This window comes from Okeania hirsuta, from assembly GCF_003838195.1.
Classification (GTDB): Bacteria; Cyanobacteriota; Cyanobacteriia; order Cyanobacteriales; family Microcoleaceae; genus Okeania; species Okeania hirsuta.
The window spans coordinates 15,427-29,375 of the sequence record NZ_RCBY01000040.1 but is presented as its reverse complement, the minus strand read 5'-3'; the positions used below and the strand labels follow the sequence as shown (position 1 = coordinate 29,375).

Annotated in this window: 14 protein-coding genes; 5 read left to right on the top strand and 9 right to left on the bottom strand. The window is 34.0% G+C overall.

What is annotated here, in order from left to right; genetic code table 11:
* Nucleotides 1–377: 377 nt before the first annotated feature.
* The 5 genes from recO to D5R40_RS09575 all read left to right on the top strand — a co-directional run bounded on the left by recO (nt 378) and on the right by D5R40_RS09575 (nt 5,891).
* Nucleotides 378–1,262, top strand: a complete 885-nt coding sequence (gene recO, locus D5R40_RS09595) for a DNA repair protein RecO (protein ID WP_124145311.1) — start codon at nt 378–380, stop codon at nt 1,260–1,262.
* A gap of 194 nt (nt 1,263–1,456) precedes the next feature.
* Nucleotides 1,457–2,947, top strand: coding sequence for an MFS transporter (locus D5R40_RS09590; RefSeq protein WP_124145312.1), 1,491 nt, complete (start codon nt 1,457–1,459; stop codon nt 2,945–2,947).
* Nucleotides 2,948–3,305: 358 nt separating this feature from the next.
* Nucleotides 3,306–3,659, top strand: a complete 354-nt coding sequence (locus D5R40_RS09585) for a type II toxin-antitoxin system HigB family toxin (protein WP_240038972.1) — start codon at nt 3,306–3,308, stop codon at nt 3,657–3,659.
* Nucleotides 3,643–4,044: a helix-turn-helix domain-containing protein gene (locus tag D5R40_RS09580; RefSeq protein WP_124145313.1), complete on the top strand. Its 402-nt coding sequence runs from the start codon at nt 3,643–3,645 to the stop codon at nt 4,042–4,044. Before D5R40_RS09585 ends, D5R40_RS09580 begins: the two co-directional genes overlap by 17 nt.
* A gap of 698 nt (nt 4,045–4,742) precedes the next feature.
* The gene (locus tag D5R40_RS09575) at nt 4,743–5,891 is read left to right on the top strand and encodes a glycosyltransferase family 4 protein (RefSeq protein WP_124145314.1); all 1,149 of its coding nucleotides are present in this window, start codon (nt 4,743–4,745) and stop codon (nt 5,889–5,891) included.
* 117 nt (nt 5,892–6,008) lie between these two features.
* Here D5R40_RS09575 and D5R40_RS09570 read toward each other — a convergent pair whose 3' ends face one another.
* The 9 genes from D5R40_RS09570 to D5R40_RS09535 form a co-directional block, all read right to left on the bottom strand.
* Nucleotides 6,009–7,451, bottom strand: coding sequence for an ATP-binding cassette domain-containing protein (locus D5R40_RS09570; RefSeq protein ID WP_161564561.1), 1,443 nt, complete (start codon nt 7,449–7,451; stop codon nt 6,009–6,011).
* A gap of 193 nt (nt 7,452–7,644) precedes the next feature.
* A complete protein-coding gene (locus tag D5R40_RS39365) occupies nt 7,645–7,782 on the bottom strand; it encodes a cytochrome c family protein (protein ID WP_240038973.1) in 138 nt (45 codons plus the stop codon).
* A 282-nt stretch (nt 7,783–8,064) separates the two neighbouring features.
* A complete protein-coding gene (gene folE / locus D5R40_RS09560) occupies nt 8,065–8,703 on the bottom strand; it encodes a GTP cyclohydrolase I FolE (protein ID WP_124145316.1) in 639 nt (212 codons plus the stop codon).
* A 124-nt stretch (nt 8,704–8,827) separates the two neighbouring features.
* On the bottom strand, nt 8,828–9,811 hold the full coding sequence (locus D5R40_RS09555; protein WP_124154555.1) for a CobW family GTP-binding protein: 984 nt from the start codon (nt 9,809–9,811) through the stop codon (nt 8,828–8,830).
* The gene (locus tag D5R40_RS09550; protein ID WP_124145318.1) at nt 9,804–9,914 is read right to left on the bottom strand and encodes a GTP-binding protein; all 111 of its coding nucleotides are present in this window, start codon (nt 9,912–9,914) and stop codon (nt 9,804–9,806) included. Before D5R40_RS09550 ends, D5R40_RS09555 begins: the two co-directional genes overlap by 8 nt.
* A 1-nt stretch (nt 9,915) precedes the next feature.
* Nucleotides 9,916–10,092: a hypothetical protein gene (locus D5R40_RS34925; protein WP_161564562.1), complete on the bottom strand. Its 177-nt coding sequence runs from the start codon at nt 10,090–10,092 to the stop codon at nt 9,916–9,918.
* A gap of 414 nt (nt 10,093–10,506) precedes the next feature.
* Complete coding sequence (petJ, locus tag D5R40_RS09545; protein WP_124145319.1) at nt 10,507–10,842, bottom strand: cytochrome c6 PetJ; 336 nt, start codon at nt 10,840–10,842, stop codon at nt 10,507–10,509.
* 41 nt (nt 10,843–10,883) lie between these two features.
* Nucleotides 10,884–11,384, bottom strand: coding sequence for a DUF3122 domain-containing protein (locus D5R40_RS09540; protein WP_124145320.1), 501 nt, complete (start codon nt 11,382–11,384; stop codon nt 10,884–10,886).
* 443 nt (nt 11,385–11,827) lie between these two features.
* A complete protein-coding gene (locus D5R40_RS09535) occupies nt 11,828–12,607 on the bottom strand; it encodes an MBL fold metallo-hydrolase (protein WP_124145321.1) in 780 nt (259 codons plus the stop codon).
* Nucleotides 12,608–13,949: the final 1,342 nt, after the last annotated feature.

The following is a 13,949-nucleotide window of genomic DNA, read 5'->3' as shown; positions in this document are numbered from 1 at the left end:
TTTTTGGGCAGGCAAGATGCCTGCCTCCACATATTTTTATACTGAATTAAACTAATTTGATATAATAATTAACTATTAAAATTGCGCATCACATCTAGAAAATATTGATAAACTCTATATTTAGTGTAGCACTATAGTTGTTACTTACTGGATATAGTGTTTTGCCTAGATTTTGACGAAGATAAAGCGATCGCCATTAGCTGATATGGCAGTGGAAGGAAAGGGTGACTTTTGACTTTTGACTTCTAACTTCTAACTTCTCCTTCACTTTTGACTTCTAACTTCTAACTTCTTCTTCACTTTTGACTTTTGACTTTTGACTTCTAAACTTCTTCTTCCTTCTTCCTTCTTCCCTCTTCCTTCTTCCTTCTTAAAATATGTCCCGAACCTACAAAGCAACTGGAATAAATCTTAAAGCTATACCCATAGGCGAATCAGACCGTTTATTAACCATTTTGACTCCAGAATATGGTTTGATTCGAGTAGTAGCACCAGGAGTGAGGAAGCCAAAATCCAAATTGGGGGGCAGAAGTGAACTATTTGTCGTAAATCAATTATTAATTTCCCAGGGGCGATCGCTTGATAGAATAAATCAAGCAGAAACCATATTATCCTATGCGGGTCTTAGTCAAAACTTAGGAAAACTAGCAGCAGGTCAATACTTAGCAGAATTAGTTCTCCATCAAGCCTTGAGCGAACATCCCCAAGCAGAACTTTTCTATCTTCTCAGCGAACATTTGGAACGTATCGAAAAACTAAAAAATAAAACCGACCGCCTCTGGCATACCCAACTTATATCATATCTAGCTCATGGCATTTATCATCTATTAGCCATAGAAGGAATTGCCCCCCAAGTACAAATCTGTTGTATTACTGGACGTCCATTACAGCCAAACTTTAATCATCCTAATTGGCAAGTGGGATTTAGTATAGATTCAGGTGGAACCATTAAACTTGCCCATACTTCTGTGATTTCATCTTCACAGCAGCAAGTTAGGATAAATACTATGCTCAATGCCAATCAACTTTCACTATTTCAGCAGTTAGCTCAACCTCAGCTCAACGCTCAGGTAGAACTTACTTCTCATCAAGATTGGGTCATCGTTGAAAAACTTTTAAGAAAATATACTCAATATCATTTGGGTTACTCTATCCGCTCTGCGGCTCTTATCGATACTTATTTAGGATTTGCGTATGGAAATTCTTTTGGTATGGGTAGGAGTCAGGAGACAGGAGACAGGAGACAGGAGTTAGGGGAATGAGCGAGGAGGTAGGAGTAAGAATTGTAAGAGTGATTTTTCTGCCATAATCATCCCAAAATACTAGCTTTTTGAGTTTTTCAGACCAAAAACAGGCGCACTTTTTTTGACTAAAAAAGGCTGAAACCAATATCAGTCAATGCTTTGATATTTAATCAGCAAGCCCTATTTAGAATCTATATCTCCTTTAATAAAAAATGCAATTGTCTGATTCCGAGTTAAATACAACAGAAAAAGAACAAACACAACCAAAAGCAGACCCTATTTCGGCTGCATCCTTAGCAGACATAGAACCCGAACGTGGACTTTTGCCAGTACTGAAAAATGGTAAATTTTTAATCCTCTGGGGCGGTCAAGTATTTTCCCAACTTGCAGATAAAGTTTATCTGGTACTCACGATCGCTATTATTGCTAATCAATTCCAAGCAGCAGACCAAACTATAAGTAGATGGGTATCGGCAATTATGATTGCTTTTACTATTCCTGCGGTGCTATTTGGAGCTGGAGCTGGTGTCTATGTGGATAGGTGGCCGAAAAAGATAGTATTAGTGGCCACTAATTTACTAAGAGGAGGATTAGTTTTGATTCTGCCACTAATATTGTGGCTGTCTAACGATTTAAACCTGGGCAATTTACCTTTGGGATTTTGCTTAATGTTACTTTTAACTTTTCTAGTCTCTACCCTAACTCAATTTTTTGCCCCTGCTGAACAAGCGGTAATTCCTTTAATTGTGGAAAAGCGACATCTACTTTCGGCTAATTCTTTATATACAACGACGATGATGGCTTCTGTAATTATTGGCTTTGCAGTGGGAGACCCATTATTAGAGTTGGCTGATAGTTTAGTAAGTAAAATTGGTGTAGGTGAAGCTATAGGTAAAGAGTTGGTTGTAGGAGGGAGTTACGCGATCGCTGGTTTATTACTAATTTTAATCACAACTGGGGAACAGAAGGACTTAAGTGAAAAGGAACAACCTCATATTTTGGAAGACCTGGGGGATGGCCTAAATTATCTGAAAAATCATCTTCAAGTTCGTAACGCGATTATTCAGCAAATCATTTTATTTTCTATTTTTGCAGCTTTGGCAGTTTTAGCTGTACGTCTGGCAGAGATTATTCCTGGTATGGAGGCTGAAGAATTTGGATTTTTATTAGCTGCTGCTGGCATAGGTATGGCTATAGGCGCTGGAATAGTTAGTCAACTTGGACATTGGTTATCCCATTTCCAACTCAGTCTCATTGGATCTATAGGAATGGCAATTTCTTTGGTTGGTTTGTCCATATTTAACCAACAGTTGTGGGTGAGTATGGGTTTGATTGGTCTTTTGGGAATGTTTGGTGCAATAGTGGGAGTGCCAATGCAAACTACTGTCCAAGCTGAAACTCCTGAAGAAATGCGGGGTAAGGTATTTGGTCTCCAGAATAATGCGGTTAATATTGCTCTTAGTTTACCTTTGGCTTTAGCGGGAGTTGCAGAAACTTTTTTGGGTTTATCGACAGTTCTTCTTGGGTTGGCAGGGGTGGCAATATTAGCAGGTGTTTTCTTCAGTTTCTTTTCTATACCGAATTTTGAGGAGACAGGAGACAGGAGACAGGAGACAGGAGACAGGAGGCAGGAGGCAGGAGACAGGAGACAGGAGACAGGAGACATGGGAATGAGCGAGGAGGTAGAATTCAACAATGAATAATGAATAATGAATAATTACCTCTCCTTGAAAAGAAGAGGATTGACTAATAATGAAAATTTTTCTTTATTATCCCCTTACAAGGGGAGGCTTTAAACCACAATTTTTCGGTAAGAATTGTCCCAGAATTGTTCTGCCCAACTATGCGCCTAAAATACGCTCCATGCATGAGCATGAAGAGCTGAAACAGGCGCACTTTTGACAAAATAAAGATATAGCAGATTCCAAGTATATGAAATATATAACCCATTTGGTATTTTTTCTTAAAATACAAAGTTTTTAGGAAAGCCGTCTTCAGGCTCCTAAAAACTATAAGGGTTCAGGAAGCTGAAAAATTGACTGCCAGAATCATAAAACCCGGATGGGTATTAATTACAATTGGGTGTTAAACTATTCTGGTACATTATTGATTATGCACCTAATTTCTATACGGAATCTCCGTCACGATCTAGCACCACATCAGCATGATGTTCAAAACCAAGTCAATGCTTGGTATGCAACTGTTAAAAGTGCTAAGTGGAAAAATTTAGAAGAAGTTCGCAGAATTTATCGAGATGCTGAAGCTGTAGGAAATTTTACGGTTTTTAATATTAAAGGAAATAGTTACCGTTTGATTGTTGGAATTAATTACGAAAATCAAACTATGTACTATAAATACTTTTTAACCCATGCTGAATATGACAAGAACAAGTGGAAAGATGACCCTTACTTTTGACGAGATATATTATCGTAATTTACTAATCAAATTTACTCCAAAAGTTATAGAAACAGAACTAGAATACGAAGCATATTTGGCAGTATTAGAAGAGTTTACTTTTGCTAAAAATCTCACCCAGGAGGAAAAAGCTTTATATAAATTGTTAGTTTTGTTAGTAGAAAACTATGAAACTGAAAATTATCCGATGACACCGGTAGAGCCTTACGAAATTTTACAGCATTTAATAGTAGCAAGCGGAATTAGTCAACAAGATTTAGTGGGAATTATTGGTTCTGATGAGGTAGTTTCTCAGCTTATGGATGGTAAACTTTCTTTGAATAACTGGCAGTCAAAAGCTCTAGCAGATTATTTCCAAATCTCTCCAACTATTTTTCAATTGTAGGTCTTAGTTAATGGATAAAGTTGATTTCGATAGATTCTCCTAGATACCATATAATTGCAAATACGTCAAACGAGCGTATAGGTAACTTGAAAAAATTAGTTCGTCATCCTTAAATCAATATGAGGCGATCGCCTGTCTAAGCAACTAAATCATAAGTGTTTCAGGCTGTAAAATATTTTTAGGTAATAAAAACCCTTGGATTATTGTTCATTTATACTATCACGGAAAGGCTGAAACTATTGAAACTATGTTGGCGATTTCAGGAAATTTTTCCTATTTTTTGTCAGAGATTGATGACAAAGTTGAAAATTTTAAAATCAGAAGTTCAGATTGATAATTAAAACTTTTCACAAGTAGCGATCGCTGAAGTCAGGAATGAGGATTAAATGAAATACAGAGAGAAAAAAGCAAACATTAAGTATACCGACTTCTGACTTTTAATGCCTGACTTATGACTAATAACTAGCTTATCTAACTTTTTAGATAGCAAGTGGTATTATTTACAAACTGAGGCGTTTTTGTCTATAGCAATTCTAAATAGGTTGCGGGTAATCAAAAAGTAAATAAAAAAATTAAAACTCTTACCTGTTCCCTGTTCCCTGTTCCCTAAAAAGCAGTAAGATTTTTGAGACGAATAAAATAGGATTGCTATATCAATGATAAAATCTCTCAAAAATAATATCTGCCTATTCATCTGAATGCATATTGCTTGGCTTGGAAAAAAATATCCTTTTTGTGGCAACGTTACCTACTCTAGAGAAATAACCAATGCTCTATTAGACCGGGGCTATCAGGTTAGCTTTCTTCATTTTGCTACTGAAGATAATGAACCTGATAAATGGCCAAGATTTCATGAAGTGTCTCTACCTTGTATCTACAAATCTCAGGGTTACACCATACCTAGTCTTAAATCTAGCAAAGTTTTGAGTGAGGCTTTACAGAAACTCAAGCCTGATATTGTTCATGCTTCTTTAACTCTTTCTCCTCTTGATTTCTTACTGCCTGAAATTTGCGAAGAGCTAAATATTCCTTTAGTTGCTACTTTTCATGCCCAGTTTGATAGTAAACCGCGCAATATAAAATCGGGGACTCAATTTTTGGCTTATCAGTTATATGCTCCTTTTTTGGCACATTATGACCGAGTTATTATTTTTTCTGAAATACAGAGAGATTTTTTGGTGAAATTAGGAGTCCCTAGTCAAAAGGTAGCAGTAATTCCTAATGGGGTTGATATAGATAAATATTCTCCTGGTATGTCTAGTCTCAAGGCTGAGTTAAATGCTCAACGTATATTCCTATATTTAGGTCGTATTTCCACAGCTAAGAATGTTGAATCTCTACTTAAGGCTTGGAAACATTCTGATATGGGAAATGGTAGCCATTTGATTATTGTTGGTGATGGACCATTAGCTGCTTCTTTGCAAATGTTTTATAGCGATGTGAAGGGAGTTAGTTGGTTTGGATATGTGAGTGATGAACAACGACGGATAGAAATTTTTCGTGGTGCGGATGTGTTTATTTTACCTTCTTTGGTTGAGGGTTTGTCTTTGGCTTTGTTGGAAGCAATGTCTTGTGGTTTGGCTTGTTTGGCGACGGATGCGGGTGCTGATGGTGAGGTGTTGGAGAATGGTGCGGGTATAATTTTAAATACTCATAATGTTACTACTCAGTTGCAAACTTTATTGCCTTTGTTTAAGGATCATCCTGAGTTAACTAGTATTTTGGGTCAAAAAGCGCGTCGGAGAGTTTTAGAACGTTATACTTTGAGTGGAAATATTGCTCAATTGGAAATGCTTTATGGCGAAGTTTTGCGAGAGAGAAATCTAAAGTTAAGTAGTTTTATTTAGACCCACATTCCAGACTATTCATAACAAGTATCAATACTTGCTAAAACCTTAACAAATATCGATCCAATCTCTTGAGAAATCCAGGATTTAAAAAGTCTATTATTAGCCGTGGATTTTTCATTTTTCTGTCTTAAATAAACGTCGAGTAGAACTGCTTATATCTCTAAAGTATTTCAAGGTAATATTATTATCAAGAAAAAATTTAATTATTTCATTACTACCAACATTTTTTGAGGTGTTGATAATATATTGATTGTGAGCAACCATTTCAATCTGAGTATATGATATTTCTTCAAGTAAATCCATTAATTCATTTTTTGATAGGTTACAACTTAATTCAAAGGCATTTTCTTCCCTATCTTCACCAAAATTTTTTAATTTACCATTGTAAACTACAGAACCCTCTTTGATAAAAATAATATTATCAGTGACATTTTCAACTTCATGTAAATGTTGTGAACTCAAAAGTATAGTTTTGGGATGAGCAAAAGAATCAGCTAAATATCTTAAATCCTGTAAGAATAGTAACTGAGTATTAACATCAAGATTTGCTAAAGGTTCATCTAATATTAAAAGTTGAGGATTACAGACTAATGCTTTAGCTAATGCAAATCGCATTTTAAAACCACCAGAAATCTCATTCCAACTTGCATTTTTATACTTATCTAAACCAAGTCGCCAGAGAATAAAATCAACTTCATCTTCATTTTCTTTTCTTCTAATACCATGAATAGCTGCTGCAAAATGCAGATTATCAACTAGGGTTCCTGTCCATTGTGGCAACTCTTGAGGAACGTATGCTATTTGTTGTTTGATTTTGTACCAAGATTTATCTTTTGATTTTGTCAAACCTGGATATTTAATAATACCGCTGGTTTGGTGTAACTCACCAGCAATTATTCTTAATAAAGTCGTTTTTCCATTACCATTTTCACCAACAAGAGAGGTTATTTCACCAAATTTTAATTCTAATCCCGATACAGATAACTGGAAGTCTGTTAATCTACCTGAATATTTTTTGGTGATATTTATTATATTAGCTACTACATTAATATTAGAGCTTTTAATACTTGATTTTTTTTGCTTTTTCCATGATTCCTTTATTTGTTCGTATGAAGTTTTTGGTATATTTTTTTCGGTATTTTCTTGGTCTAGATGTTTTTTATTAACATTGGTAGTATTATCTTTTGAATTAGATTTGGAAGGAGACTTATTGTTATTTTCTTGTGGAGGAACAACTGTGGGTATTGGTGAGTAATCTTTTCTATATTCTTCAACTATTAAATCAACAAATTCTAAAACAGAAAAAGTTAAACCTGAAAATTTTTCCCTGATAGTTTCTTCTGAAGAACTAGACTTTCGTTTATCTTCTCTCAGTTTAGTATAGCGACGCTGAAAATCAATTGCTTCATATTTACGTTTTTTATAAACTGCAAAATCATCAGCAAAATCCATTACTCTTTTAGTAGCTAAATCAAGCTGATTATCTTGAATAAGCTTTTTTATTTCTTGCTGAAAGTCTTCAGGTTGTCGATTTAGTTTTTCTGATTCTGCTGGCATTACTTGCATCCTAAGTTGGTCTAAATTAAATATTAACACCAACCATTTTCTGCCTAGTTCAATACATAACCATATACAGTTTCTATCTCTGTTTCTGTTAAACAGTCTTTGTAAGCTTACATATTATTTTTCCCATTCTTAACCAAGTAAGCGATCACCTTCACAAAATCTAGTTTATTTTTTTCTAAAGTCTCTATTTTGAAATTTTTTCCCATCTAACAATATTACCTCCATTAGCATGACAACCTACACAATGAATCTGAAAAAGTTCCACACCTTCTGTCATTTCTGCACCTAATTCATTAGGTATTTTCGTAACATGGAAAAACATAAATATTAATAAACAGGACTTACGCAAAAATCAGGTTTAGCAACTAAATTTCGTGCTTTAAAAAACAATAATTAGGGCAATAAACCCGGTTTCTTGTTTGGGTGCGTAAGTCCTGTTACATTTATTGATGCTCATCTACTTGGTAACTCGATAGGAGCAATCCTAAGTATGGGGCAAAAAGTCTCTTCCTTTCTGATTTTAGTATTAATGCTTTTTGTCTTAGCATCATCAGAAATTTTAATACCAATCAACTTTTAATTATTGTCGCTTAACTTAAAAAAACTAATGAAAAGAATTACTATGCTTAATTAAACTCATAAATTCTTGACGAGTTTTCACATCATCAGCAAAAACACCACGCATAGCGCTAGTAGTTGTCCAAGAACCTGGTTTTTGTACTCCACGCATGACCATACACATATGAGTTGCTTCAACAACTACAGCAACACCTAAAGGCTGAAGTAATCCTTGAAGTGCATCAGCTATTTGTGCTGTTAGACGTTCTTGTACCTGTAAACGTCGGGCATACATTTCACAAATTCGAGCAATTTTTGATAGTCCAATTACTTTTCCATTAGGAATATATGCTACATGAGCGCGACCAAGAATAGGCAAAATATGATGCTCGCAAGAGCTAAAAAGATCGATATCTCGAACTAAAACCATCTCTGAGATATCTTCATTAAAAACAGCTCCATTCAACAATTCATCTAGAGATTGATGATAACCTGAAGTGAGAAATTTTAGGGCTTTTACAACTCGTTTGGGAGTATCTAATAATCCTTCTCGGTCTGGATTTTCTCCTAATCCTATTAATAAAGTTCTCACCGCTTGAATCATTTCAGCTTCTGTAACAGGAGGCTGAGATTTTGTTTTCAAATCATTGGTAGAAACAAAATCTGGAACTGTTGGTAAAGTCATAATTGAAAGGCTTTAAGCTTAATATTTTGTTGAACAGTTTGGCAGATATTTTCCCACATAAATTTCTGATTAATTATGGGAATTCTTACCTGCGATTTATCTGAGAATAGCTACTCTTAATTTATCACATAGTTAGACAGTTTGTTAAATCTTGTTGAATAATTAATGGATTCAAATTTCGTCCAATTAATACTAACTGATTTGTCGGAGTAGTTGACCATTCCTCTACTTGCATATCATAGCGTTTACCGCTCAATTGAAATATATGTTTTGATTCACTTTCTTTGAACCAAAGAATTCCTTTTGCTCTAAATATATTATCTGGTAATTCATCTAGAAAATTATGTTGAAATTTGAGGGCAGAAAAAGGTCTTTTACTTTGGAATGAAATAGATGTAAAACCATCATTTATTAGATGATTTTTAGGAATTTTTTGTAGTTCATGCTGATTATTATTCTCTTCTAGAGAATAAGGTTGAAGCTTGGATAGATTTACATCTAAAATTAAGTATAATGGTATCTTACTGTACTCACTTCTCAAAACCCTAGCTCCATTATTTACAGTTTTAATATAAGACTCTAAATAATCTACTCGATCTCGGGAGACTAAATCTGTTTTATTGAGTAAAATAATATCCCCATAAGCAATCTGTTTAAAAGCTGCCTCGCTATCAAAATGGTCTGGTGTAAAATTTTCACAATCTACTAAAGTTAGTACAGAATCTAAGTGAGTTAAATCTTTTAACTCTGTACTCAAAAAAGTTAACATAATTGGAAAGGGGTCTGCTAAACCAGTGGTTTCTATAATTAGATAATCAATTTTTTCATCCCGTTCTAAAATTTCGTAGACTGTATCTACTAATCCTTCGTTGATAGTACAACAAATACAACCATTGCTAAGTTCTACCATATTTTCATTAATATCTACTAATAACTGACTATCTATATTAATGTCCCCAAACTCATTAACTAATATTGCAACTTTTAAGTTGTGCTTATTATGCAAAATTTGATTTATTAAGGTTGTTTTACCACTGCCTAAAAATCCAGTTACTATTGTTATTGGCATCCCTCTTTTAGGAATATCTAATTGTAGTGAATTATTCATTATGGCTAAATTCATTGACGAAAACAGCTACTCTTAAATCTTGTTGATTTTGAAGAATACGATTGAGAAAGGTTGTTTTGTCATTAACAAGAAAACCAGTCATTTCAGTTATCAGTTATCAGTACCTCTGGTTGTTTGCGCAGCATTCCGTAGAAAAGCATTGTTAATATGGGTTGCTGACTAGCTGGAAAATTGCTATTTCTAGTTGACTTAAGAGATTCTTTGAGCTGATTTGCTTCAATATGTGGATATTTTACTTTTGGGGTCTCTATGATAATCATGATCATAATCAAAATTTGACATCTAGTCAATGGTCAATGGAGATTCGGGAAAATTTTCATTAATAGAGTGACAAACGCCTCAATCTTATTTTTGAATGGGCATTGATAATTGGTGGGATAATCGTGATGTCCATTGACATAGTTTGTTTAAAAACTTGGGAAATATCTATATTTTTCTTTTTTTCAAATCTTCTTCCTTACGCGTAAATTTTGACAAAGATTCTTGGCTATACTTATCCACATATTGGTAAGAATAAAGCAACAGTAAGTCATATACACCATAATAGACATCTCCAATAATCAAAAATAAAATTAATTATTGTACATTAATCATCAATTATTTCTCCCTACTCTCTACTTCCTCTTTTCTGGAGATGTGTAATGTTTAAATATTAGCTCTTATAGCTATATTTACTAATGCCAACCATTTTCTGCCTGCTTCAATACATAATCTGATACAGTTTCTATCTCTGTTTCTGTTAAACGGTCTTTGTAAGCAGACATATTATTTTTTCCATTCTTAACTAAGTAAGCGATCGCCTCAACAGAATCTAGTTTATTTCTTTTCAAAGTTCTGATTTTTAAGTTTTTCCACCATCTAACTATATTGCCTCCTCCAGCATGACATCCAGCACAATTAATTTGAAAAATTTCTGCTCCTTTCGCTGTTTCTGCTGCTAATGCAGGAGGTATTTCTATAAAGTTTATCAATGTGAATATTAATAAGCAAACTGTAATTATTTTTTTCACTTTTTTTCTCCTTAATTAATGAAAACTAATACAATAAAAAATCACCAAAAATTAACTTCATCAAATAATTTATGCCATTCTTTAACAGCAAAAATTGGTACGACTAATTCTGCTGATTTTTCACCTTGCAAAGGTATATTTATTCGCAGTGGAGCATCATAATTTAAGTGTTTCATTACTTCCAAAAAGTCATATTCTCCAACATTAGCAGGAAAAGAAGAATCAACCAAAATATCCTCTGCATTCCAGATATTACCAGTGCCAGTAGTAATTTGCAATTTTTGGGGATGAGCTAGTTCAATTATTCCAGGAAATCCTACCAATCGTAAGTTTAAAGTTATTAGTTTGCCAGATTTGATCCTTTTATATAGTACAGTTTGCCATGCTCTATCTGAAAGGTCTCGCAAACTTTGCCGAGAACGATACATGATTTGTGTAGAAGATTCGGGGTAAGTATGAATAGAAGCTAAAGCTGGTTGAGAATTACCAATAATCAAAAACAAGGATAATATTACTGTAAAAATCCAACGAAAATTAATCATACTTTTATAGCATTAGGGAATAGGAAATAGGGAATAGTAAACTGTTAAAGGGTTTTATGGTTAGGAGAAGTCAGTTGTGCAGCATTTGATTAACAATATGATTAACCTCAAATCTTCAAAAATTAGCTTCATAACATTAATAGTCAGCAGCTTTCAAAATATACTAACTATCATTAAAAGCTGTTAATTAAATGTAGTTTAATTATTGCTATGCTGATTAAATATAAAAGCACTGACAGGTAAAGGTTTTAGATTTTTTACAGCGAAAAAAAGTGCAACTTTTGAAGATTGAGCAACCAAAAAGTTAGGATAAAAGGCAGAATAATTGCAGAAAAATCAAGGGAGAAAATATCCGACTATCTACTATAAATTCCCCATTTATCCTGACTTATGACTCCTGCTCCTGACTCCTAGCTCATACCAAAAGATTTATTCAGCAAACCCTAATTAGCTAATACTCTCTGTTCTAATTGTAGTTCAAAACGTTCTCCAGGTTGAGCCTCTATTACTTTTGTATCCAGATTATTTTTGGTTAACTGAAGTTGTGTTTCTTCCACACTACCCTCTGCTTTGAGTAAAGATATTAATAATCCTTGAAAATCTATATCGCCCCCTGCTGCTGTAGGTAACATGACTTGGGGTTTCAACCATTGAGCTACTTGTAAAGCACTTTCATTTCCTTTAATTATCGGCCCGACTAACGGTAAATTCAAATTTATAATAGGGGTGATGACCACATTTATAGGAGCAAATTCTTTGATTTTTTCAGAATGGCTGCCATGTGGTTCATAGTAGATTGTATTGTCAGTGCTTAGGTCTTTAAAAATGTAACCGTTTTCTACTAAAGTTGGGCCAACGAGTGAACCAGGAACTGCTCTAATTTCAATACTATTATCAAAAGAATATGTCTCACCATGGGCAAGTGTGACTATTTGAGAATAGCCCAACTCTTGTACTACTTTTGCTGCAGTGGGAGAGGCGACTACAGGAATATTTTTGTTTAACTGTTTTAGGGTCTGAGGGTGAGCATGGTCTTCTAAACCTTGAGACAATACAATTAAATCTATATTTTCTGGTATGGCACGGGGAGTACGCCTCTCTCCTTTGAATAACCAAGGTAGATTACCGAAAACTAGGGGGCCAACTAACCAAGGGTCCAGCAGGAGTTGTTTGCCTCCAATTTCAATTAACCAGGAATTACTATCTAACCAAGTCAGATGCATAATATTTATAAAATTAAATTATCTTTCAATCATTATTGTAACAATTTATTACAATTGATGGGATATTGTCCATCGGCCATCAGTTGCTTAGGGTTAAGAGGCGATCGCAGATAGCTGAGTAGAGGAAATTAATAATAGACATTTCCAGAAAAGAGGGAACAGGGAACAGTGGTGCGACCCCGGGTCGGCGGCAGATGCACCTGGTAGCGGACAAAGAGAGGTAACAGGGATAAATAATTGACAATTTATAGATAAGAATTGCTTTGATTTTGGATTTTTACCAGATGTCTAATATGTTCGATAGTATTACTGTGTCTAGTTTAATTAAATTTGCTGGGTAAACGGTGTGAGAATTTTGCTCGCAAATATCTGATATCAAGTCCGGCAGGATCAGTATTATAAAGTTCAGGGAAGAAAGAAGACTTTAGTTATCTGGGAGAGAAGGAAGAAGATTTGAAAAAAAGAAAAAGTAGATATTTCCCAAGTTTTTATACAAACAATACCAACGCACATGATATTACTTCTTAAATCTAGCTGTGATTAACTTTGAAAAAAATATCCTAAAAGTTTCTTACCAAGGTAAAATTTTGTGTTTTTTTTCAAGGTCTTTTACTGGTGGGGATTGAGTATTAATATTCATTAACTTCAGATCAGGACTATTGATATAATGCCACTTAGATATAACAAAAAAAGTGAATTTATATTTCCGATAACTTTCGTAAAAAACCTGCTTATATAAAAGTTATAGATAGCAGTAATCTTGAGAGATAGGGGAAGAATATATAGTAACTGCTATGATTACTCTTGACTTATGGAATATTTAAAACAATGGAATATCAATACTCAACCTTATTCCTTCTCTCCTAGATAAGTAAAGCTTTCTTCTTTCTTGACTTCTGCTATATATTCCATAAATAACCAAATTCGATCGGTAAATTTAGGGAGTTTAAATCATTTTGTACATAACCATTGGAGGAGAAAAAATTTTCTGAGTTCTGAATTTAGCTTTGAGAATCTGCTTCAGAATTATATTTTACTTTTTCCCAGATAATAGTAGCTAGGAAACATAACATCATTAAGTAAAGTGGTACGCTTATCATCATCTATACTCCTAATTTTTATTCTAGTTCGTGTGTTTTTTATTGTTTGGGAATCAATTATATCTTCATTTTTTCTAGGAAACTTATTAACCATTTCCTATAAAAACCAAAAAGACCCCTAAGATTAATTATGACATAGTTTGCTTTTGTTGTCATCCCAACAGGAAAAATTGGTATTTACTGGAGAGAAATTTATTAATAACACACAGAAGCAAAATAGAGATATATTGAGTCAATATTTA